This is a genomic window from Ensifer adhaerens (assembly GCF_001270265.1).
Classification (GTDB): domain Bacteria; phylum Pseudomonadota; class Alphaproteobacteria; order Rhizobiales; family Rhizobiaceae; genus Ensifer; species Ensifer adhaerens_B.
This window is the reverse complement of the sequence record NZ_LGAP01000045.1, coordinates 19,532-41,486: the sequence shown is the minus strand read 5'-3', so window position 1 is coordinate 41,486 and position 21,955 is coordinate 19,532. Positions and strand designations below refer to the sequence as shown.

The 21,955-nt window shown below is 63.0% G+C and carries 15 protein-coding genes and 1 riboswitch; of the genes, 7 read left to right on the top strand and 8 right to left on the bottom strand.

Annotated features, from left to right (window positions below):
• Window positions 1–224: 224 nt before the first annotated feature.
• The 3 genes from AC244_RS32770 to AC244_RS32760 form a co-directional block, all read right to left on the bottom strand.
• On the bottom strand, window positions 225–1,658 hold the full coding sequence (locus AC244_RS32770; protein ID WP_053252997.1) for an FAD-binding oxidoreductase: 1,434 nt from the start codon (window positions 1,656–1,658) through the stop codon (window positions 225–227).
• 47 nt (window positions 1,659–1,705) lie between these two features.
• Window positions 1,706–2,680: an L-threonylcarbamoyladenylate synthase gene (locus tag AC244_RS32765; protein ID WP_053252996.1), complete on the bottom strand. Its 975-nt coding sequence runs from the start codon at window positions 2,678–2,680 to the stop codon at window positions 1,706–1,708.
• 87 nt (window positions 2,681–2,767) lie between these two features.
• Complete coding sequence (locus AC244_RS32760) at window positions 2,768–3,367, bottom strand: DUF6656 family protein (RefSeq protein ID WP_053253003.1); 600 nt, start codon at window positions 3,365–3,367, stop codon at window positions 2,768–2,770.
• 316 nt (window positions 3,368–3,683) lie between these two features.
• Window positions 3,684–3,886, top strand: a riboswitch (cobalamin riboswitch).
• A 105-nt stretch (window positions 3,887–3,991) separates the two neighbouring features.
• Here AC244_RS32760 and AC244_RS32755 point away from each other — a divergent pair.
• Both AC244_RS32755 and AC244_RS32750 read left to right on the top strand, forming a co-directional pair.
• Complete coding sequence (locus AC244_RS32755) at window positions 3,992–5,236, top strand: aromatic ring-hydroxylating oxygenase subunit alpha (RefSeq protein ID WP_053252995.1); 1,245 nt, start codon at window positions 3,992–3,994, stop codon at window positions 5,234–5,236.
• Window position 5,237: 1 nt separating this feature from the next.
• Entirely contained in the window at window positions 5,238–6,335 is a 1,098-nt protein-coding gene (locus AC244_RS32750) for a hybrid-cluster NAD(P)-dependent oxidoreductase (protein WP_053252994.1), read from the top strand.
• Between the two features lie 49 nt (window positions 6,336–6,384).
• Here the strand turns inward: AC244_RS32750 and AC244_RS32745 are convergent, their stop codons facing one another.
• Window positions 6,385–7,446: a glycoside hydrolase family 25 protein gene (locus AC244_RS32745; protein WP_053252993.1), complete on the bottom strand. Its 1,062-nt coding sequence runs from the start codon at window positions 7,444–7,446 to the stop codon at window positions 6,385–6,387.
• A 416-nt stretch (window positions 7,447–7,862) separates the two neighbouring features.
• Here AC244_RS32745 and AC244_RS32740 point away from each other — a divergent pair, with 416 nt between their 5' ends.
• Window positions 7,863–8,294, top strand: a complete 432-nt coding sequence (locus AC244_RS32740; protein ID WP_202596150.1) for a BA14K family protein — start codon at window positions 7,863–7,865, stop codon at window positions 8,292–8,294.
• A gap of 68 nt (window positions 8,295–8,362) precedes the next feature.
• Here AC244_RS32740 and AC244_RS32735 read toward each other — a convergent pair whose 3' ends face one another.
• Complete coding sequence (locus AC244_RS32735) at window positions 8,363–9,352, bottom strand: transporter (protein ID WP_053252992.1); 990 nt, start codon at window positions 9,350–9,352, stop codon at window positions 8,363–8,365.
• 198 nt (window positions 9,353–9,550) lie between these two features.
• Here AC244_RS32735 and AC244_RS32730 point away from each other — a divergent pair, with 198 nt between their 5' ends.
• The 3 genes from AC244_RS32730 (at window position 9,551) to mcpU (ending at window position 14,638) form a co-directional block, all read left to right on the top strand.
• Window positions 9,551–11,332: an acyl-CoA dehydrogenase gene (locus AC244_RS32730; protein WP_053252991.1), complete on the top strand. Its 1,782-nt coding sequence runs from the start codon at window positions 9,551–9,553 to the stop codon at window positions 11,330–11,332.
• A gap of 10 nt (window positions 11,333–11,342) precedes the next feature.
• A complete protein-coding gene (locus tag AC244_RS32725; RefSeq protein ID WP_053252990.1) occupies window positions 11,343–12,095 on the top strand; it encodes a crotonase/enoyl-CoA hydratase family protein in 753 nt (250 codons plus the stop codon).
• A 464-nt stretch (window positions 12,096–12,559) separates the two neighbouring features.
• On the top strand, window positions 12,560–14,638 hold the full coding sequence (gene mcpU / locus AC244_RS32720; RefSeq protein WP_234717104.1) for a methyl-accepting chemotaxis protein McpU: 2,079 nt from the start codon (window positions 12,560–12,562) through the stop codon (window positions 14,636–14,638).
• 456 nt (window positions 14,639–15,094) lie between these two features.
• Here the strand turns inward: mcpU and AC244_RS32715 are convergent, their stop codons facing one another.
• Window positions 15,095–16,345, bottom strand: a complete 1,251-nt coding sequence (locus AC244_RS32715; protein ID WP_053252988.1) for a class I SAM-dependent RNA methyltransferase — start codon at window positions 16,343–16,345, stop codon at window positions 15,095–15,097.
• Window positions 16,342–17,112 (bottom strand): TlyA family RNA methyltransferase, encoded by a 771-nt coding sequence (locus AC244_RS32710; RefSeq protein WP_053252987.1) that lies wholly within the window; start codon window positions 17,110–17,112, stop codon window positions 16,342–16,344. The genes AC244_RS32715 and AC244_RS32710 overlap by 4 nt, the downstream gene beginning before the upstream one ends.
• Window positions 17,113–17,360: 248 nt before the next feature.
• Here AC244_RS32710 and AC244_RS32705 point away from each other — a divergent pair, with 248 nt between their 5' ends.
• Window positions 17,361–19,574, top strand: coding sequence for a methyl-accepting chemotaxis protein (locus AC244_RS32705; RefSeq protein ID WP_234717103.1), 2,214 nt, complete (start codon window positions 17,361–17,363; stop codon window positions 19,572–19,574).
• 287 nt (window positions 19,575–19,861) lie between these two features.
• Here the strand turns inward: AC244_RS32705 and dxs are convergent, their stop codons facing one another.
• The gene (dxs, locus tag AC244_RS32700) at window positions 19,862–21,799 is read right to left on the bottom strand and encodes a 1-deoxy-D-xylulose-5-phosphate synthase (protein WP_152976215.1); all 1,938 of its coding nucleotides are present in this window, start codon (window positions 21,797–21,799) and stop codon (window positions 19,862–19,864) included.
• Between the last annotated feature and the right edge of the window lie 156 nt (window positions 21,800–21,955).

The window sequence follows — 21,955 nt, the reverse complement described above, 5'->3', positions numbered from 1 at the left end:
GCGATATCCGCTCCCACTGCTCGTCCCGAAGGATCAGACGATCCAAAACACCCATGACTGCCTCCAAAAGACAGTCTTGAATCTGATTTGCTCACCCTTGGAAATCCCAAGAGTCCACACGACCTAGAGCGTCTCCGCTTTAGATGGAGTCACGGAAGCGCTCTATCTCTTACTTTTACGCATTTCCTGACGGAAAACCGCTTCGCACTTTTCCTGGAAAAGCTCTAGCCCGCCCGCAACACCTTGTCGGGGTTCATGATGCCCGCCGGGTCGAAGGCGTGCTTGATGCGGCGCATCAACTCGATTTCGATCTCGGGGCGGACCGCGGCGAGCTCGTCGCGCTTCAGCTGTCCGATCCCGTGTTCGGCCGAGATCGAGCCGTTGTATTTCAGCACGATGCCGTGAACGATGGCGTTCATTTCCCGCCAGCGGTCGAGAAAGGCCTGCTTGTCGGCGCCGGCGGGCTGCGAGATGTTGTAGTGAATGTTGCCGTCGCCCATATGGCCGAACGAGCAGATGCGCGCGCCCGGCATCGCCCGCATGACGGCAGCATCGGCCTCTTTCATGAAGGCCGGGATGCTCGAAACCGGAACGGAAACGTCATGCTTGATCGAGCCGCCTTCCGGCTTCTGCGCCGGCGACATGCTTTCGCGCATGTGCCACAGGGCCTTGCGCTGTTCTTCGCTGGTCGCAATCACCGCGTTTTCGACAAGGCCGGCGACGATGCCCTGCTCCAGCAGTTCATGCATCATGCGCTCAGCGCTTTCGGCGGAATCGGAGGTGGAAATGTCGATGAGCGCGTACCAGGAGTGCACGGTTTCCATCGGATCGCGGACCCCGGGAATATGCTTCGTCGTGAACTGGACACCAAGCCGCGGCATCAGTTCGAAACCGGTGAGCGCGGTCCCGCAGAGGCTTGACGCCTTGTCGAAGAGAGTCAGCGCATGCTCGACGCTGCCGACGCCCGCAAAGGCCACCTGATGGCCAAGCGGCTTCGGAAACATCTTGAGCACGGCACCGGTGATCACCCCGAGCGTGCCTTCCGCGCCGATGAACAGATCGCGCAGGTCGTAGCCCGTATTGTCTTTCTTCAGCCGCCGCAGCCCGTCCCATATTTCGCCGGTCGGCAGCACCACCTCAAGGCCTAGGCAAAGCTGACGCATATTGCCATAGGCAAGCACCGCCGTGCCGCCGGCATTGGTCGAGAGGTTGCCGCCGATGCGGGCCGAGCCTTCCGACCCCAGCGAAAGCGGAAACAGCCGGTCGTTGTCGTCGGCCGCCTTCTGAATGTCGGCAAGGATGCAGCCGGCGTCGGCAACGATGACATTGCCGACGGGGTCGATGTCGCGAATCCGGTTCAGCCTTTGCAGCGACAGGACGATATCGGCCTTGCCTTCGCGCGGGATCTGACCCGCCACATGGCCGGTGTTGCCGCCCTGCGGAACGATTGCCGCTCGGGTCGCGGTTGCAAGCTTCATGATGCGCGACACTTCCTCGACGGAACCGGGGCGAAGCACCATGGGGGTGGTGCCCTTATAGAGCCCGCGGGATTCGATGAGATAGGGCACAAGGTCGGCCGGGTTCGTCAGCGCATTGGCACTACCGACGATGTCAATGAAGGAGGCGATCAGTTCGGGAGAGGGGAGCGTCGTCGTCATGGCCCTGCCTTCGCAAATGCGCCCGCCGGCGCTTCAGTGTCTGTCGATCAGTCTCTGGGGGCGGCCGCGCGCTGCAGCCGGTCGAGGATCGCCTCGCCTAACCCTTCGGAGGGGATCGGGCCGAAGGCGATGGTTGCGGCGCCGCTGGCGTCCGCCTTCTTCATATAGTCGAAAAGATTGGCAGCCGCCTCGCGCAGGCTGCCTGTCGGGCTGAGGTCCAGCACGATCGCGGCGTGTTCTTCGCCGGGCAGCGCTGCATTGCCGAAGCGGATCAGGGCTTCTCCCGGGCGCACGTCGCCGGCCTCAAGCCGTACCGCCGCACCCGGCGCGTAATGCGAGGCGAGCATGCCAGGCGCCTCGATCGTCGCTCCGGCGCTCTCAGGTCTCGATACCGCAAGGCCCGTCAATTTTTCGATGTCGCAGACGTCGAGACCGCCCGGACGCAGCAGATGCAGCGCCCCGTCCTCAACCTTGATGATCGTCGATTCAAGGCCGATCTCCGCCGAGCCGGCGTCGAGAATGAGCTTGAGACGTGGGCCGAGATCGGCGTCAACATGGGCAGCACTGGTCGGGCTGATCTTGCCCGAGGTATTGGCGCTCGGGGCCGCGAGCGGGCGGCCGAAGCGGGCGATCACCCGACGGGAGAAACCGTCCGGCATGCGGATGCCGAGCGTGTCGAGGCCGGCCGAGGCGAGCGCGTGCACGGAGCTTGCAGCGCGCTGGGGCAGGATCAATGTCAGCGGGCCGGGCCAGAAGGCTTCGGCCAGGCGCCGGGACAATGGGTCGAATGTCACATGGGCTTCGGCCATCGCAATATCGGACACGTGCGATATCAGCGGGTTGAAGCGCGGACGCCCTTTCATTTCATAGATGCGGCTGATCGCATCCGGATTGGTAGCATCCGCTGCCAGGCCGTAGACCGTCTCGGTGGGGATGGCGACGGGCTCGCCTTCGGCAAGCACGGCGCAGGCACGCTCGATCGCCCGTTCCGGCTCGGTCCGTGTATCGATGATTTCGGCCATGTCGCTTCCGTTTCCCTTTCCGAGGCTTCCTTAACGGAGCCACGTCGAAAACAGAACGATTTTCTTCAAGGGATGCGGGTCGGCTGTTTAGAGGCTGCGGATGATGCGCCTCAGTGCCTCGTCGCGTGCGCCGAGCATCAGAACGTTCTTGAGCGCAACCTTCGGGTCGTCGGTGCGAAAGATCAACCCGTTGTCGCGGACGCTGCGATTGATGGTCATCTGACCCTCCTGCGCATCGGGTTCGATGGCGACGGCGAAATACATCCGCGAATAGCCGGTCTGGATGCGTTCGAAGAAGTGTTTTTCGTCGCCGAGGTCGCAGAAGAAGTTGGCAAAATAGAACGACCAGGTGACATCCTTGGATTGGGCGAGATGCGTCCTGGCCGCCGTCACATGACAATAGCCCAGATGCGGCCGGCCGGCGAGCGTGCGGTGGAAGATCATCTTCGGAAACTGGATCGAGGTATGGAAGCCGTTGATCCGCTTGTGCGTCGTTTCGCCAGCGGTCGTCAGCTTGTGGCCGGTGCGCTCGGCAACCTCGTCATAGCTCAGATAACGCCGTTCGCGCTGCGACCATTGGCGTCGATCGATCCGGCCGGTGCGCAGGAATTCCGTATGGGCCGCCACTTTCGGAGCGATCGTGGGCAGCTTCTCGGCTGCGGCGTCGTAGTATTTGAGCTTTGGCATGAACTTCAATGCGCTGTTTGCCGGTTCGGCCGGTTTCTCCGTCAGGCGACGCTAATGCATTATGGTTAATGGAAGATTTCACGCACGTGCGGGGACCCGCCTCAGCGAAACGGGAAGGCATGTCGCAAACTGGCGAAGGCTCCGCGTTTTCGCGCCAGCCCTGCCGGAAAAACCGACAATTGCCCAATCATTGATCTATCCCATTGTTTACAATGAAAAATGACCAAGCATGAGGCATTTCGGACACTCGATATGCGGTGTCGTCTTTCTGGAATCGGATGTCGTTAATCGGCAGCTACTGCGATGGCTTCCGCGATTAGATATCCCTACTCAAGGTGCCGCCTTTTAGGGAGGGCGGAGAATTGGGAAGCCGGTCAAATCCCGGCGCTGCCCCCGCAACGGTGGTGGAGCGAAAGCCTCGGCACAAGGCCACTGGACGGTATCGTCCGGGAAGGCGCCGGGCTGGTCCTTGCGGACGGCTCCTGAGCCCGGAAACCAGCCTTGATACGAATAGACCGTAACGGGTTGCGGCGGGCAGCCGGATCGGAGCCGTCATCGCACAGGCAATGCGCCTGCGCGGGTTCCAGTCCTGCCTCTCCGAAACAAGGCGAACGAGGACAGGACATGGACATCAAGGGCGATATGCTCCGCAAGCTGAAGGGTCGGCGCGACGGCTACAGCCTCGACCGGGCCTTCTACATAGACCCCGACTACTACAGGCAGGATCTCGAAAGCATCTGGTACAAGGACTGGCTGTTCATCGGCCACAACTGCGAGATACCGCGCGCCGGCAACTATTTCACCGTCCAGGTCGGCGACTATCCCGTCGTTATCGTCCGCGACCGGCAGGGCACGATCCGCGCCCTGCACAACTCCTGCCGCCATCGTGGTTCGCGCGTCTGCTCGCAGCACAAGGGCTCCTCGGCCAAGCTCGTCTGTCCCTATCATCAGTGGACCTACGAGCTTGACGGCACGCTGCTCTTTGCCCGCCAGATGGGCGAGGATTTCGACAAGACGGCCCACGGCCTGAAGCCGATCCACTGCGAAACCGTCGGCGGCTACATCTTCATCAACCTGTCCGAACAGCCGATGGATTTCGCCCCGTTCCGCGACATGGTCGCGCCCTATCTCGCACCGCATCGTCTCGGCGAAACCAAGGTCGCCTTCGAAAGCACGATCATCGAGAAGGGCAACTGGAAGCTCGTCTGGGAAAACAACCGCGAGTGCTATCATTGTGCCGCAAATCATCCCGAACTCTGCCGCACCTATCCGGAAGCCCCGACGGCCACCGGCGTGCAGGGCGCCAAGGATGATCCGGTCATTGCCGCGCACTGGGCGAAATGCGAAGCCGCCGGTCTGCCGAGCGAGTTCCGCATGTCCGAGACCGGCCAGTTCCGCTCGGCGCGCATGCCCTTGATCGATGATGCCGAGAGCTACACCATGTCCGGCGCCCGCGCCGTGCGGCGGCAGCTGTCGGCAGACGTCAGCCAGGGGCATATCGGCACGCTCCTGCTCTTCCATTATCCGTCGACCTGGAACCATGTGCTGGCCGACCATGCCATCACCTTCCGCGTCCTGCCGCTCGGCCCGGAGCTGACGCAAGTGACGACGAAGTGGCTGGTCAACAAGGACGCCGTCGAAGGTGTCGATTACAACCTCGAGGAACTGACGCATGTCTGGACCGAGACCAACGATCAGGACCGGCAGATCGTCGAGGAGAACGCCTTCGGCATCCGTTCTCCGGCCTACCAGCCCGGCCCCTATTCGCCCGATCATGAAGGCGGCGTGATGCAGTTCGTCGAGTGGTACTGCAAGTTCATGGAACAGCGCCTGCAGGGCGCCGCTGCACCGCTCTTCCGGGTCGCCTGACATGCAGATGGCATCCTCGTTTCATCACTTCGATGAGCTTCATGTCTGGATCGACAGGCAGCATATGCTTGAATGCACATCGGCGGTCGTCGAGACCGCCGATGTGATGACCTTTACCTTCCGGGCCGAGAAGCCGGCCTGGTTCCGCTATCTGCCCGGGCAGTTCGTCACGCTCGAACTGCCGGTCGCTGGCGACGAGCCGGTGATGCGGACCTACACCCTGTCGTCGACGCCCTCCCGGCCATTGTCGATCGCCGTCACCGTCAAGGCGCAGGCAGACAGCATCGGCACGCGCTGGATGTTCGATCATCTGAAGCCCGGCATGCGGCTGAAGGCCTTCGGCCCGCTCGGCGATTTCAGCTTCGTGCGCCATCCCGGCGAAAAATATCTCTTCATATCGGCGGGTTCCGGCGTCACGCCGATGATGTCGATGACGCGGTGGATGGCGGACTGTATTCCCGAGACCGACGTCACCTTCATTTCCTGCGCCCGACGGCCGGACGATCTTCTGTTTCGCTCGGAGCTCGAAGTGCTGGCGCGCCAGATGTCCGGCCTGAACCTCGGATTTGTGGTCGAGGGGCACGAGGCCAGGCATGGATGGCACGGCCTGCGCGGGCGCATCGACGGCGCCAAGCTGCCGCTGCTTGCGCCCGACTTCATGGAGCGTACGGTTTTCTGCTGCGGTCCGGAACCGTTCATGCGCGGCATGCGCGAGCTCTTGAAGGCGGCCGGCTTCGACATGAGCCGCTACCACGAGGAAAGCTTCCAGCCAGCCGCAGCACCGGCAGCCGAGGAGATTGCCGTCAGGGCAGGGGCGGCAGCCGACGCCGACGCGCAAGGCGCCAAGGTGGTGTTCACCATGAGCGGCAAGGAGATCGAGGCCAAGCCCGGTCAGACCATCCTGCAGGCGGCGCGGGCCAATGGCGTCAGGATCGGTGCCGCCTGCGAAGGCGGCATCTGCGGAACCTGCCGGGTGATGAAGGTCGCCGGCGAGGTCGAGATGAACCACAATGGCGGCATTCTCGACGACGAAATCGATGAGGGCTACATCCTCGCCTGCTGCTCCCGGCCGCTCGGAGATGTGCAGATCGAAGCCTGACTGTGGGTGATGGTCGCGGGAAGGAGTGTTCTTTCTGCGACCGAGCCCGTCAGCGGCTGGCCGCCAGCCGCACCGCACGGTCGTGCCGGCCGAAATCGATCGCTCCGGTCGCCATCATGTCGACGCCTTCGCCAGCGGCACTAGCAGCTTCGGCACGGCTGATGAGCAAGGGCGGGCTTTCGATTGTGGCCGTTGCCCGGGCAGCGCTGGATGTGCCGGCCCCTTCATCGGCCCTCGCTACGAGAATCAACGGCATTGGCTTTTCGGGCAGCAACGTCCCGCCAGCCCAGATCGATCGCAACGCGGTCCTGTTCATCGCCGCGACATTGACGTCAATGTCGTTGAGCGTGCCGGGCACTCGGTAAGGGCAACGCTTTTTGCCGCAGTTGGTGCCGGATGAGAACTGCCACAGCGCATAGCTGTCCCAGTTGCCCATCGGGAAAACCTGACGGATATCCGGCTTGTAGCGCGCATACCAGAGCGGAAGACGCGACAGCAGGCGATGTTTGGGGCGGTTTGCCGCGATGTACTTCGCCGTGACGTGGTTGGTGTAGAGCATCGGGTAGCGGCCGGTGCGGGTCTTGATATGTCCGGCAAAGATCGCTGCATCTTCGAGCGACATGTATTTTTCCGGGTCGATACCCTCGAGATCGAGCACCATCAACTCGTCGTCGCGCGGATCGGCATAGTCGAGAAAGTGATTGGCCTGATCGACCGGATTGCCCGGGCGGGCGAGATGATAGGCGCCCCACAGCAGACCGTGGGAGCGGGCGAGCATCCGCCGTGTCTGGTAGAGTTCGCGGCTGACGGCGTATTTGCGCCACATCGTCTTGCAGTGGGCGACCGTATCGCCGCCGTGGTCGCCGGTGCAGGAGAAGCTTTCCGGCAGACCGTCCGAGGCCTTGGCGATGAAGCCGGAAATGCGCTTGTCGGCGAGCATTGCCTCCCAGTCGATGCTGTTCATTTCATATGCGTCGACGATGATGGCGTTTGATTTCGACTTCCAGGGCTCCAGTTCGCCGGCGCGTGCGTTCGCCGCCGCGAATGCCAGACCCAGAAGGGTCGCGAGGCGCAGAATCATCCTTAAGGTGGAGATATACCGCTTAGCCATTCAATGAGATTGCCGACACTAAAGTTAATTGATCGTAAATCCCAGTCCCCGAGCCGACTGTGCTTGAGACGGTGGCGAATGTATAGAGACTTATGGCTGTATATCAGCGAGCCCTTCTGTAAGCGCCGCTACCGGCTGGTCCGATATCAGCGGCGCCACAGGGCACCCATCACAACCATGAAGCCGGCCTTGCACGATTTGCGTTTGCATTGCGTGAGGCTCAACTTTGTATGCCGGAACATGGAACAAAACCCGTCACTTAGGCGTTGGGCGACGATTTCGTCACCTTCGATCGGGCCATAGTCAGGATCGGTATCGACACAGGGATGAAATCACGCAAAACTGGCGGTTGTGATGGTGGCTCGCCGGCGTCGGAAGCGGCGCACGGTGCTCTTATGGAGGGTTATATGAGGATAATGACAGGCAAGTGGTTCTCCGCGGTGGTTGCTGCCGCGGTCCTGATGACTTCAGCCGTACCATCCCAGGCTTTCATGCCGGCTCCACCGCGTGTTGAACGGCAGAGCGACGCCACCGAGATCCAGTATCGCCGCCCCGGCTACGAACGTCGCGGCGGATATTATTATTACAATGGCTATCGCGGTTATAACTATCGCCGTCCGGGTTATCGCTACTACAATGGCTGGTGGTACCCTATGGCCGCCTTTGGTGCCGGCGTGATCATCGGCGGAGCAATCGCCCAGCCGCCACGCTACGAGCGTCCCGCTCCGGCGTATGGCAGCCGCCATGTGCAGTGGTGCTACGACCGCTACCGCTCCTACAGGGCTTACGACAACACCTACCAGCCCTATGGCGCCCCGCGCCGGCAGTGCTATTCGCCTTACAGCTGAGGCGGCAAGAGCTGGGCAAACAAAAGAGGTCGGGAAATTCTCCCGGCCTTTTTCATATCGGGTTGCGGCTACAGAATGCCGATCCGCCTGAGGATCCACCAGGCAAGGCCCATGGAAAGCGCGATGAACAGCGCCGCATAAAGGGTGCCGCTGCCATCGGCAAAGGGGAGGGCGCCCGTATTCATGCCGAAGAAACCGGTGACCAGCGTCGGCGGCAGCAGGAAGGCCGTCATCAGCGACAGGATGTAGAGGTGCCGGTTGGTTTCGGACGAAATCTTGCTGTCGATTTCCTCGTGCAGCAACCTGGCGCGCTCCTGGAGCGCGAAGACGTCGCGGTCGACGGCCTCGAGCCGATCGGAGAGGCGCTCGGTGACGTCGATGAAGCCGGGCGGCACCTCATCCTCCTCCGACGCGCCGGCGCGGCGAAGCAGGGCAAGGATCGTGCGCAGATGCCGGTGAAGGCGAACCACCGTCCGGCGCAACGGCGCCAGGCCCGGCTGCTGCCGGTGACCGGCTTCGCCATAGACATGGTCTTCGATGACGTTCAGTTCCTCGGTCAGTTCGAGCACCAGCGAGATCAGCGTGCGCTGGAATTCCACCACCAGCATCTCGAAGAGGTCGATCGGCCGCGCACATTTGGTGCTCTTTTCGACCGCGGCCTTCACCGGGTCGATGCTACGCAGCGGATGCAGCCTGGTGGTGATGATCACCTTGTCGCTGACGGCAAAATGCAGCCAGCCAATCGTTTTCGTCACTGCGTCGAAGGTGCGCTCGAAATCGACCAGCGTTCCGTGCACGATATCATCCGACACAGTGATGGCGGCCTGGGTGTCGTGGCTGGTCAGCGTCGTCACGGCCGTTGGCGGCAGGTTGCCGATCCGCTCGATGAGCGCCGGCGTGCGCGCGTCCGAAAGTGCCAGATGCAGCCAGATCCAACCGTCGCTCTTGAGCAGGCCGTCAATCGACGCATCGTTGGCGATGCGCTGGCATCGGCTTTCGCCCGGCAGAAAGCGGTAAGCCCAGACGAGGCCGGGTATCTCAGGGGAAATCAGGTTCATTTGAACGCCTTGGCGAGAGCCATCGTTACTGGCTTCTATGCGTCGTTGATGACAGTTTTGTTACAGTGCCGTCCGCGTCCGCAGCCGTCACCGTGTGGGTTGAATTGACGTTGACGTTTACGTAAAAATCAATAGTGTTCGGCCAAACGAAGATGCGCCGGCAGCTGCGAAAGCGGCCCGGTATCTGGGAGGATCATCATGTACAAGGCACCCGTTGACGAGATTGCATTCACGCTGAAGCATGTGGCCGGTATGGCCGGCGCGCTGGAAAGCGGCGCCCTTGGCGACCTCGGCGAGGATCTCGTGGATGCAATCCTGTCGGAGGCCGGCCGTTTCGCGACGGAAGAAGTGGCACCGCTCGGCGATGTCGGCGACAAGCAGGGTTCGCGCCTCGTCGATGGCAAGGTCCAGACACCAGAGGGGTGGCGCGATCTCTATCACAACTGGATCGGCGGCGGCTGGAACGGGCTGACGGCGCCGGAAGAATTTGGCGGGCAGAACCTGCCGCACATGCTGCATGTCGCGGCCATGGAAATGTGGAACGCCGGCTCGATGGCTTTCGCGCTCGGGCCGACGCTGACCATGGGCGCCGTCGACGCGCTGGAGAAGCACGGCTCCCAGGCGCTGAAGGCGACTTACCTGCCGAAGATGGTGTCCGGCGAATGGACCGGTACCATGAACCTGACGGAGCCGCACGCCGGCTCCGATCTCGGCGTTCTCAAGACCCGGGCCGAGCGCCGCGACGACGGCAGCTATCGCATTTTCGGCCAGAAGATCTTCATCACCTGGGGCGAACACGATTTCACCGACAACATCGTCCATCTCGTCCTGGCACGGCTGCCGGATGCGCCAGCGGGCACCAGGGGCATTTCGCTGTTCCTCGTGCCGAAGTTCCTGGTGAACGCCGACGGTTCGCTCGGCGAGAGAAACGATCTGTTTTGCCATTCGCTCGAACACAAGCTCGGCATCCACGGTTCGCCGACCTGCACGATGATCTATGGCGACGGCAAGTTCGGCGCCGAGAAGGGGGCGATAGGTTACCTCATCGGCGAGGAAAACCGTGGCCTTGCCTGCATGTTCACGATGATGAACAACGCCCGGCTTGCCGTCGGCATGCAGGGTGTTGCGATCGCCGATGCTGCCACCCAGAAGGCGATCGCCTTTGCCAAGGAACGCACGCAGGGCAAGGCTCCCGGTTGGTCCGGCCAGGGCATGAGCCCGATCATCGAACACCCCGACGTTACCCGCATGCTGCTGACGATGAAGGCCCTGACCCAAGGGTCGCGCGCCATCGCCTATGCCTGTGCCCACGCGGTGGACATGGGGCATGCGGCAGAAGGCGACAAGGCGACGTTCTGGCAGGAGCGCTCCAGCCTGCTGACGCCGATCGCAAAGTCTTTCGCCACCGATGCCGGCGTCGACGTCGCCTCGCTCGGCATTCAGGTTCATGGCGGCATGGGCTTCATCGAGGAGACCGGTGCCGCCCGTTACCTGCGCGATGCCCGCATCGCCCCGATCTACGAGGGCACCAACGGTATTCAGGCGATCGATCTCGTTACCCGCAAACTGCCGCTTTCGGGTGGCGAGCACGTCCGCGGCTTCATCGCCGAATTGCGCCAGATCGGTGCGGCGGTTCGCGCCTCCAACCGCGAAGGTTTCGGCGAGACGGCCGCGCGCGTCGAAGCGGCACTCGACGAACTCTCCGATGCGACCGAATGGCTGCTTACGGCTGTCTCGGCCGGCAAGCTCTCCGAAGCGCTCGCGGGCGCGACCGCCTATCAGCGCCTGTTCGGCCTCGCCTTGACCGGCGCCTATCTTGCCAAGGGCGGTCTCGCCGAAGGGTCCGACGGCAAGGACGAGCAGCGTATTGCTCTCAGCCGGTTTGCCGCGGAAAACATGCTGGCGGAAACCTCCGCCTTGAAGGATCGTGTCGTTACCGGTGCCGACAGCCTTGCTGCCGCGCGCGCCGTATTGGGTTGAGGGGAAAATCATGACCGACCAGGTGCTTGTCGAACGCCCGGAGGCCTATCCGGGTGTTCAGGTCATCCGCTTCAACCGGCCGGAAAAGAAGAACGCCATCACGCGTGACATGTACGCGAAGATGACCAACGCGCTGACGGTCGCTGGCACCGATCCTGCCGTTCGCGTCACCGCTTTTCTCGGCACCGACGGTTGCTTTTCCGCCGGCAACGACATGGCCGACTTTCTGGCATTCGCCATGGGCGGCAGCATGGGCACGGAGGTCATCGATTTTCTGAAAGCGCTGGCGAGCGCGGCCAAGCCGGTCGTCTCCGGTGTCGACGGGCTCGCGATCGGCATCGGCACGACGATCCATCTGCATTGCGACCTGACCATCTCTTCCGCACGCTCGGTCTTCAAGACGCCCTTCGTCGATCTGGCGCTGGTGCCGGAGGCGGCATCGAGCCTGATTGCGCCGCGCATCATGGGGCATCAGCGGGCCTTCGCTTTGCTTGCAGCCGGCGAACCGCTGGAGGCGCGCGACGCACTCGAGGCTGGGCTGATCTGGAAGATCGTCGGCCAGGATGCTGTCGAGGAAGAGACGCTATCACTCGCCATGCGCCTTGCCAAGAAGCCGCCGGAGGCCCTGCGCATCGCCCGTGATCTCGTCCGCGGTGACCGCAGTGACGTGATCGCACGCATCGACGAAGAGGCGAAGCATTTTGCAGCGCAGCTGAAAAGCGCCGAGGCGAGGGCCGCTTTCGAGGCTTTCATGCGTCGTTAAAGCGCGTCGCGATCTCTGGGATTCGCTTGCTGCGCTTTAACGTTTTTTTTGCGCATGCCGTTAGCACAAAACCACTGCGCACTTTTGCGCGACATGCTTTAGGACGTTTCCCGGCGCCGCTTTTCGGCGTCGGGTCAGGCAAAGCCGGGCTGGCCTTTTAACCCTCCCATTGTGAAGATCGCGTTGCTGCCGGCATCCCGAACTTGCATATGTCAATTTTAATCGCTTCTTAAATAGCAATCGCTAGCGTGCGGCGCGATAGGCCTACCCCTCACGTGGGTGGCCCCGGCCGCATGAGGCATGGCTGGCCCCGCCTTTTTGGCATGTTCAACGTTTTCCCGAGGCTTGACCAACCACCTTCCGGCGGTTGAGCGATGCTGCGCGTGAAAATCATCGAGAGCTCATGTCCGGCGAAGCACGCCGGCCCCTGTTAGGAGCCCATCTTGTCCAAGCGATCGAACCTCATGACGCGCATTCTTGTCGCCGCGTCCTGTGTCGTTGTCACCGCGTTTGCCGGCTTTTCCGTCTATATCGACACGCTTCAGCACGATACCACCACCAAGGCGGTCGAAGAGAACATCTCGTCCTCCGGCGTCCAGGCGGCACAGAGCGTTGCCAAGTGGCTCAACGGTCGCGTCACGCTGACGGCGATGGTGGCCGACGCCGCCGGTCGCACGACCGATGACAACGGCGTCCAGCCGATCCTCAAGAACGACGTGCTGACGAACGAGTTCATCTCGACCTATGTCGGCAACGAGAGCGGCAAGTTCATCACCTGGCCGGACAATCCGATGCCGGCTGGCTACGATCCGCGCCAGCGCCCCTGGTATCAGCAGGCCGTCAAGGCCGACGCCCGCGTGCTGACCGAGCCCTACGTCGACGCCTCGACCGGTGACCTCATCATCAGCGCTGCCGTTCCGGTCAAGCGCGACGGAAAGCTCTATGGCGTCACCGGCAGCGACTTCTCGCTGGAAACGCTGGTATCGATGGTCAAGGGCATCGATGTCGGTGGTGAGGGCTTTGCCTTCCTCGCCAACAAGGACGGCCAGATCCTCGTCCACCCGGACGCCAAACTCGTCACCAAGTCACTTTCCGACGCCTTCCCGATCGACACGCCCTCGATCAGCTCCGGCATCATGAACACCGAACTCGACGGCAAGCCGATGATCGTCAGCTTCGTGCCGGTTCAGGGCCTGCCTTCGGTCGAGTGGTATGTCGGCTTCGTCATCGATGCCGATGTCGCCTATTCCGCCATCGACCAGTTCCGCATTGCCGCGACGGTTGCGACCATTCTCGCCGTCGGCGTCATGCTCGTTTTCCTGGCGACCTTCCTGAACCGTCTTGTCATCCGCCCGGTCACCGACATGACCGGTGCGATGGAGAGGCTTGCGGCCGGCAATCTCAACGTCGAAATCCCCGGCGAAGACCGTCGCGACCAGATCGGCTCGATGGCCGCCGCCGTTGCCGTCTTCCGCGGCAATGCGGTCGAGCGCGCCCGTCTCGAAGACGAGGCGGATGCGAACCGGTCGCTGTCGGAGCGCGAGCGTCTGGAGCGCCAGGCCCGCGATGCGCGCGACGCCGCCGAAGTGCAGCAGGCCGTCGATGGTCTGGCAACCGGTCTTGGCCGTCTGGCCGAGGGCGATCTCGCCTATCGCATCGACAATCCGTTCGCCGATCGTCTCGACCGCCTGCGCGCCGACTTCAACAACTCGGTCGCCAAGCTGCACGACACGCTCTGCGCCGTCGGGGCCAACGCCCGCGGCATCGATGCCGGTGCTACGGAAATCCGCTCGGCGGCCGACGATCTCGCTCGCCGCACCGAGCAGCAGGCAGCCTCCGTCGAGGAGACGGCGGCTGCGCTTGAGGAGATCACCACGACGGTCAAGGACTCTGCCCGCCGCGCCGAGGAAGTCGGTGCGCTGGTCGCCCGCACCCGCGCCGGTGCGGAAAAGTCCGGCGAGGTCGTTGCCAATGCCGTCGAGGCAATGCATGCGATCGAAAAGTCGTCAGGCGAGATCTCCAACATCATCGGCGTCATCGACGACATCGCCTTCCAGACCAACCTGCTGGCGCTCAACGCCGGTGTCGAAGCCGCACGAGCCGGTGACGCCGGCAAGGGCTTTGCCGTCGTCGCCCAGGAAGTGCGTGAGCTTGCCCAGCGCTCGGCCAATGCTGCCAAGGAGATCAAGGCGCTGATCACCACCTCGGGCAACCAGGTGCGCAGCGGCGTGACGCTGGTCGGCGATACCGGCAAGGCGCTGGAGACGATCGTTGCCGAAGTGCAGGAGATCAACAAGCATGTAAGCGCGATCGTCACGGCGACGCGCGAACAGTCGACGGGTCTTCAGGAGATCAACACCGCGGTCAACACCATGGACCAGGGCACGCAGCAGAACGCGGCGATGGTGGAAGAGCAGACGGCGGCAAGCCATGGCCTGGCTTCCGAAGCCGCTTCGCTCAACGCGCTTCTCGCCCAGTTCAACCTCGGTAATACCCAGAGCGCCTATGCGCCGGCGCCAACGTCCCGGCGCCGGGCGGCTTGAGTGGAGAATACTTCTCCACGACGTGTCGCGTCTCTAGACCTGTGAAAAAAACAAATGGATAGGGCGTTCTCGTGAATCGAGATGGCAAAGGCCTCAAGTCGAACTGAAACAAAGGCCCGGGAACCCCGGGCCTTTCTCCTGCCGGCAATGCCGATATTGGACGCCGACCTCTCTCCTCGTCATCCTCGGGCTCGACCCGATCGTCATCCTCGGGCTCGACCCGATCGTCATCCTCGGGCTCGACCCGAGGATCCACTTCCCGCAGAAGAGGGTGGTTTACGTTCGAGGTCCTGGGTTTGGATGCTCGGGTCAAACCCGATGCACGGGTCAAGCCCGCTGCACGGGTCAAGCCCGCTGCACGGGTCAAGCCCGCTGCTCGGGTCAAGCCCGAGCATGACGGAGGGAAGGGAACAACCGCCCGTCGACAATCTCACGCCCAAAAAATCCGGGCCTTTTCTATTTCTCGAGCGTTGCAACGGCCTCGACATGGGCCGACCAGAGGAACTGGTCGATTGGCGTGACCGACGTGATGCGGTAGCCGGCGGCAACGAGGATCGCGAGATCGCGGGCAAGCGTTATCGGATTGCAGGAGACGGCGACGACCTTCTTAACGCCGGAGCGGGCGATCTCCTGGCACTGCACTTCCGCGCCCGCGCGTGGCGGATCGAAGACGATGGCATCGTAAACCTTGAGTTCCTGCGCCATGACAGGGCGGCGGAAGAGATCGCGCTTCTCGATCGTCACCGGCTTCAGCCCTTGCGTATTGCGGGCGGAAAAGTCGAGCGCCTTCAGCGCCTTGTCCTCGCCCTCGACCGCGTGCACGCGGGCCTTACGGGCGATACGCAGCGCAAAGGTACCGCTGCCGGCAAAAAGGTCGGCAACGCGCTTGGCCTTGCCGAGATGATCGAGCACCAGCGCTGCCATCGCTTCTTCCGCGGCAAGCGTTGCCTGGGTGAAACCGCCTGGCGGCGGCGAGACGGACACACCACCGAATTCGATCACCGGCTTCGTCGGCTCGACGATGATTTCGCCGTTGAGGCTGACGCGGGCGATGCCGCGTTCGCCGAGAACCGTTTCGACGGTGCGCCGGCGTTCGCGGTCGCCAAATCCCTTGATGCCGTCAACGGAGAGGTCGAGTCCCGAAAGCGTTTCGAGCACGGTGATGCGGAACGGTTCGGCATTGACGGCCATGGCCGAGCCGATCTTGCCGATGGTGGCGAGCCGCGAGACGATGCCCGGGCTCGTGACGGGACATTCCGAAATCGCGACGATGTGATGGCTTTCCGCCTGGTTGAAGCCGAGAAGCAGATCCTTCTCGGTCTTGCGGGCCGTGAAGACGGCGCGGCGGCGTTCGCCCGAATGGGCAACGATCAGCGGCGCGACATCAGGCTTCAACCCCTTCGATTTCAAGGCGCTGATTACGAGATCGCGCTTGAAGGTTTGGTAAAGACCATCGGCGGCATGCTGCAGCGTGCAGCCGCCGCAGGTTCCGTTCTGACCCTCCGGGCCGAAGTGGCGACAGCGGGGCTCGACGCGATCCGGGGATGCTTCGCGCAGCGAGATCAATGTGCCTTGAGACTTGTTGACGGCAAGCGCCACGCTCTCGCCCGGCAGCGTGAAGGGCGCATAGACGGGACCAGCCTCGGTCTCGGCGATGCCGTCGCCCTGCGCGCCCAGGCGGGCGATGGTCAGGGTCTGGGTGCTCATGGCTTTTTCCCGGCCAGCAGGAATTCGACGTTGCCGTCGCCGCCTGATATCGGCGAGGGGATCAGGCCGAGGCTCTGCCAGCCCATGTCTTCGACCAGCCAGCGCTCGAGCTCGGCGGCAACCGCCGGCGCGCTGTCGGGATCCTTCAGCAGGCCGGCCTTGCTGATGGCATCGCGACCGGCCTCGAACTGCGGCTTGACCAGCAGGATGCAAAGCGCGCCGGGAAGCGCCATCTCGAGTGCGGGCGGCAAGGCGAGTTTCAGCGAAATGAAGGAAACGTCGGAGACGATGAAGGTGACGTCACGGTTGTCGATGTCGTCCTCGGTCATCGCGCGGGCGTTGAGGCCCTCGATACTGGTGACGCGCGGATCGCCGGCGATGCGCGGATGGATCTGGCCATGGCCGACATCGATGGCAACCACATGCTCGGCGCCGCGCTTCAACAACACTTCGGTGAAGCCGCCGGTCGAGGCGCCGATATCGACACAGCTTTCGCCGGAGGGATCGAGCGCGAAATGATCGAGCGCTGCGGCAAGCTTCAGCGCTGCGCGGGAAACATAGTCCTGCGCCGGGTCGTCGATGGTGATGGTCACGCTTTCGGCAAAGGCCAACGACGGCTTGGTCACCGTACGGCCATCGACCTTGACGGTGCCGCGCTGGATCGCGTCGCGGGCACGGGCGCGGCTGGCGACCAGTCCTGTGTTGAGCAGCAGCTGGTCGAGACGGACTCTATTCTTGTGTTCTTCATTCTGGCGTTCTTCTGACATGTGTTTCTCATGGAGGGTTGCCGGCCTTATGGCAAGCCCCCTCGCTGCAGAGCGGGTCGCGCGGCGGTAACGACACGGCAACAAAACCCTAATGGAATAGGGGAATATTCACTCCTCCTTAAATGATGAGTGGCACTTTCGGCCAATGTCGTAGCCTGCATGATGCAGGCCCTCCGCTCCAAATCGGACCTCCCGACACATCTGATCATCCCCCGACCTGACGCCTCCCGGCGCAAGGAGTTTCCCGCATGTCCCGCTTCCATCTCAGGCTTTCGCACCGCATCGGCCTGCTCGTGCCCATCGCTGTCGCCGGCATTCTCGCCATCGTCGCCATCTTCCTCGTGCAGCGGAACATAGAGGAGGGCTACCGCCAGCAGGTGCAGGCGTACAGGGACGCGGACCGCACGCTTCTGGTGCTTGAAAGCCAGTTCCTGCAGAACCGTCGCGCGGAGAAGGACTTCCTGCTACGGCGGCAGGAGAAATATGCTGCCTCGCATCAGGAAATCGCCACCAAGGCGAATGAGACGATCGCCGCTCTCGGCAAGCTACTGTCCAGCCAGTCGACGCAGTCGCAACTCAAGCTGATCTCCGAGGGCTACGAGCGCTACCTCGGCCAGTTCGTGGCGGTTGCCGACGCCAATCGCACGCTCGGCCTCGAGCCGTCAGCCGGCAAGGAGGGCGTGATGCGTGCTGCCGTTCACTCGATCGAGGAGGCGCTGAAGTCCGTTTCGGACAAGGGACTGCAGGCCAGCATGCTGACGATGCGGCGCCACGAGAAAGACTTCATTATGCGGCGCGACCACAAATACGTCGAGAAGCATACCGAGGAGGTGAAGGCCTTCGCGGGCTTCCCGGCCGAGACGTTCGGCGGCAAGGAAAGCCAGGCCAAGATCCTGGCGGCATTGAAGAATTACGGTGCCGCCTTTGCGGACTACGCCGCGCTGGCCGAAAGCGAGACTGCGTTGCGCACGCGGATGTCGGAGACCTTTTCGACTGTCGAACCGATCTTCGAGCAGATGGCGACGGCGATCGAAGCCGAGAAGGCTGCGGCCGAGACCGAAAGCGCAGCGATGCAGCAGTTCGCTGAGAAAATCGCGCTTGGCGCGGTCCTGGCCGCCATCGCCATCATCGCGGCAACCGTCTTTCTCGTCGGTCGAACGATTTCCAGGCCGATCGTCGCCACCACCCGTTCGATGACGCGTCTTGCCGAAGGCGATACCGCGTCTGCCATTCCCTATGCTGGCCGGAACGACGAAATCGGCGAAATGGCCGGCGCAGTCGAAATCTTCCGGCAGGCGGCGATCGCCAACCAGAGGCTGGAGGCGGAAGCAGCGGAAAGCCGCGCGCGTGCCGATGCCGAGCGGATGCGTTTGCAGGAGGAAGCCGAAGCTGCCGCCCAGGCGCGTCTTCGTCAGGCGACCTCCGGTCTTGCCGGAGGCCTGCAGCGCCTGGCGGCCGGAGACCTCGCCTTCCAATTGACCGAACCCTTTGCTCCGGATTTCGAGCAGCTGCGTCACGACTTGAATTCGGCCGTGTCCCGGCTTGGCGATGCGCTGGCGGCGGTGGCCGACTCCAGCGGCTCGATCGACGGCGGCTCGCGCGAAATCAGCGAAAGCGCCGACGACCTGTCGCGGCGCACGGAACAGCAAGCTGCATCGCTTGAGCAGACCGCGGCGGCCCTCGACGAGATCACCGCCAACGTCACGAGCTCCACCCGGCGTGCTGAAGAGGCGCGCATCGTGGCGGGTGAGGCAAATTCAAGTGCTGCCAAATCCGGTGTCGTGGTGGCAAGTGCCGTGGAGGCGATGCGCCGGATCGAAAGCTCTTCCGGCCAGATCGCCAACATCATCGGCGTCATCGACGAGATCGCCTTCCAGACCAACCTTTTGGCGCTGAATGCCGGCGTCGAAGCGGCCCGCGCCGGTGAGGCCGGCAAGGGCTTTGCCGTCGTTGCCCAGGAGGTGCGCGAGCTTGCCCAGCGCTCGGCAAAGGCTGCCAAGGAAATCAAGGAGCTTATCCGCAATTCCAGCGTCGAGGTCGAAGGTGGCGTCAAGCTGGTGCGCGATACCGGCGAGGCGCTGAAGGCGATCGGTGGCCATGTGGCCACCATTAACCAACACATGGACGCGATCGCCATTTCGGCGCGCGAACAGTCGGTGGGCTTGAGCGAAGTCAACACCGCCGTCAACCAGATGGACCAGGTGACGCAGAAGAACGCGGCGATGGTCGAAGAGGCCAATGCCGCCAGTGCCCAGCTTGCCAGCGAGGCCGGCCGCCTGCGTGAACTGATCGCCCGCTTCACATTGCCGGGCCGCCCGAATGGCGCGGTCGCCGCGAGCGATTTGCGCGCCATTGCACGCACGATGGCGGCGCCGTCGGCGCCGCTGCGCACGGCAAGTGCCACCCGTCCCGTATCGCATGGCAATGCGGCTTTGGTGCAGGACGATTGGCAGGAATTCTGATCGTCGTTGGAAAGAAACAAAAAAACCCGGTTGATCGCCGGGGTTTTTTACTGTCTCGGACTGCCCGCTTTCGCGGCCTCCGCGATGCGCCGACGGACCTCTGCGGCGCTTGGTCATAAGGTGACGACGCGACCGAGAAAGGTCGCTGACACCCGATTCCGCGGATCTTCCTTCGGACGCGTAGCCTTAGGGCGTTTCCGTTTTGACGGAGTCGTAGAAACACTCTATCTATTTGTTTTTACGCATTTCCTGACGGAAAACCGCTTCGCACTTTTCCTGGAAATGCTTTAGCCGGCCGCACCGATGCCGATATCCTGCTTCTGGCCGAGCGCCTTGAACACCGTCGAGACGATGCCGGCACGGTCGAGGCCGGCGGCGGCGTACATCGCTTCAGGCTTCGCCTGCTCCATCCAGATATCGGGCATGACCATCGGGCGAACCTTCAGGCCGCCGTCGAGCAGGCCATCTTCGGCGAGGAACTGCAGCACGTGGCTGGCAAAGCCGCCAACGGCGCCTTCCTCGATGGTGATCAGCACCTCGTGATGACGCGCGAGTTGGCGGATGAGGTCGTGGTCGAGCGGCTTGGCAAAGCGCGCGTCGGCAACCGTCGTCGAAAGGCCCGCCGCGTCGAGATCCTCGGCGGCCATCAAACAGTCGGCGAGGCGCGTGCCGAAGGAAAGCAGGGCGACCTTGGAACCCTGCTTGACCACGCGGCCCTTGCCGATTTCCAGGATCTGGCCGCGCTCGGGCATTTCGACGCCCACGCCTTCGCCGCGCGGATAGCGGAACGAGATCGGGCCGGCATCATAGGCGGCAGCCGTGCGCACCATATGTTTCAGCTCTGCCTCGTCGGCGGCCGCCATGACGACGAAGCCGGGCAGGGTGGCGAGATAGGTCGTGTCGAAGGAGCCCGCATGGGTCGGCCCATCGGCGCCGACGAAGCCGGCACGATCGATCGGGAAGCGCACCGGCAGGCCCTGGATCGCCACGTCGTGGACGACCTGGTCGTAGCCGCGCTGCAGGAAGGTCGAGTAAAGCGCTGCAAAGGGCTTGTAGCCTTCGGATGCGAGACCGGCGGCAAAGGTCACGGCATGCTGTTCGGCGATCCCGACGTCAAAGCAGCGTGAGGGATGGGCCAGCGCAAACTTGTCGAGTCCGGTGCCGGATGGCATGGCGGCTGTGACCGCAACGATCTTGTCGTCGAAACCGGCTTCCTGCGTCAGGGCTTCGGCGAAAACCGAAGTGTAGGCGGGGGCGTTCGGCTTTGCCTTGGCCTGCGCGCCGGTGATGACGTCGAACTTGTTGACGCCATGGTATTTGTCGGCAGCGGCTTCGGCGGGTGGATAGCCCTTGCCCTTCTGCGTCACCACATGGATCAGCACCGGCCCCTTGGCGTTGTCGCGCACATTGCGCAGCACGGGCAACAGGTGCTCGAACGAATGACCGTCGATCGGGCCGATATGGTAGAAGCCCATCTCCTCGAACAACGTGCCGCCGGTGACATAGCCGCGCGCGTGTTCGACGGCGCGGGTGATCGCCCGGTCGACCGTCTTGCCGAGGTAGGCCGTCAGCTTCTTGCCGACTTCGCGGATGCCCATATAGGTGCGGCCGGAAGCAAGGCGCGCCAGATAAGCGCTCATCGCGCCGGTCGGCGGCGCGATCGACATGTCGTTGTCGTTGAGGATGACGATGAGGCGGGCATCGAGCGCGCCGGCATTGTTGAGCGCTTCATAGGCCATGCCGGCGGAAAGCGCACCGTCGCCGATGACGGCGATGACATTGCGGTTCTTGCCGTCGAGGTCGGCAGCGACGGCCATGCCGAGGCCGGCGGAAATCGACGTTGACGAATGCGCGGCACCGAAGGGATCGTATTCGCTTTCGGCGCGACGGGTGAAGCCGGACAGGCCGCCTTCCTGGCGCAGTGTGCGGATGCGATCGCGACGGCCGGTCAGGATCTTGTGGGGGTAGCACTGATGACCGACGTCGAAGATCAGCCGGTCATGCGGCGTGTTGAATATCTTGTGGATAGCGATCGTCAACTCGACGACGCCCAAGCCCGCGCCGAGGTGGCCGCCGGTGCGCGAGACCGCGTCGATCATCTCTGCACGAACTTCGCCGGCAAGCTGCGGCAGATCCCTGTCGTCGATCTTCTTCAGATCGTCGGGAAAGGTCACCTTGTCGAGCAGGGGGGTTGCCGGCATCGGGGTGGTTGGCAGTTGTGTCACGCTGCATGCCTCATGCGCACCGCACGGATCGGGTGCGCGATAGTTGGTGGTACCGTTAAAGCGGCTCTTTAGACGCAATTGTCGCTGAATGCAAAATTAGGCTTTCCTGCGTCGTCGTCCAAGAGACTAGCGCATGAATCCCTGAATCGAAATCGA

Bases quoted from the DNA above. Each gene is read 5' to 3' on its own strand.
- AC244_RS32770 (WP_053252997.1), bottom strand. From the start codon at position 1,658: ATGACGACGACGCTCCCCTCTCCCGAACTGATCGCCTCCTTCATTGAC.
- AC244_RS32765 (WP_053252996.1), bottom strand. From the start codon at position 2,680: ATGGCCGAAATCATCGATACACGGACCGAGCCGGAACGGGCGATCGAG.
- AC244_RS32760 (WP_053253003.1), bottom strand. From the start codon at position 3,367: ATGCCAAAGCTCAAATACTACGACGCCGCAGCCGAGAAGCTGCCCACG.
- AC244_RS32755 (WP_053252995.1), top strand. From the start codon at position 3,992: ATGGACATCAAGGGCGATATGCTCCGCAAGCTGAAGGGTCGGCGCGAC.
- AC244_RS32750 (WP_053252994.1), top strand. From the start codon at position 5,238: ATGCAGATGGCATCCTCGTTTCATCACTTCGATGAGCTTCATGTCTGG.
- AC244_RS32745 (WP_053252993.1), bottom strand. From the start codon at position 7,446: ATGGCTAAGCGGTATATCTCCACCTTAAGGATGATTCTGCGCCTCGCG.
- AC244_RS32740 (WP_202596150.1), top strand. From the start codon at position 7,863: ATGACAGGCAAGTGGTTCTCCGCGGTGGTTGCTGCCGCGGTCCTGATG.
- AC244_RS32735 (WP_053252992.1), bottom strand. From the start codon at position 9,352: ATGAACCTGATTTCCCCTGAGATACCCGGCCTCGTCTGGGCTTACCGC.
- AC244_RS32730 (WP_053252991.1), top strand. From the start codon at position 9,551: ATGTACAAGGCACCCGTTGACGAGATTGCATTCACGCTGAAGCATGTG.
- AC244_RS32725 (WP_053252990.1), top strand. From the start codon at position 11,343: ATGACCGACCAGGTGCTTGTCGAACGCCCGGAGGCCTATCCGGGTGTT.
- mcpU (WP_234717104.1), top strand. From the start codon at position 12,560: ATGACGCGCATTCTTGTCGCCGCGTCCTGTGTCGTTGTCACCGCGTTT.
- AC244_RS32715 (WP_053252988.1), bottom strand. From the start codon at position 16,345: ATGAGCACCCAGACCCTGACCATCGCCCGCCTGGGCGCGCAGGGCGAC.
- AC244_RS32710 (WP_053252987.1), bottom strand. From the start codon at position 17,112: ATGTCAGAAGAACGCCAGAATGAAGAACACAAGAATAGAGTCCGTCTC.
- AC244_RS32705 (WP_234717103.1), top strand. From the start codon at position 17,361: ATGTCCCGCTTCCATCTCAGGCTTTCGCACCGCATCGGCCTGCTCGTG.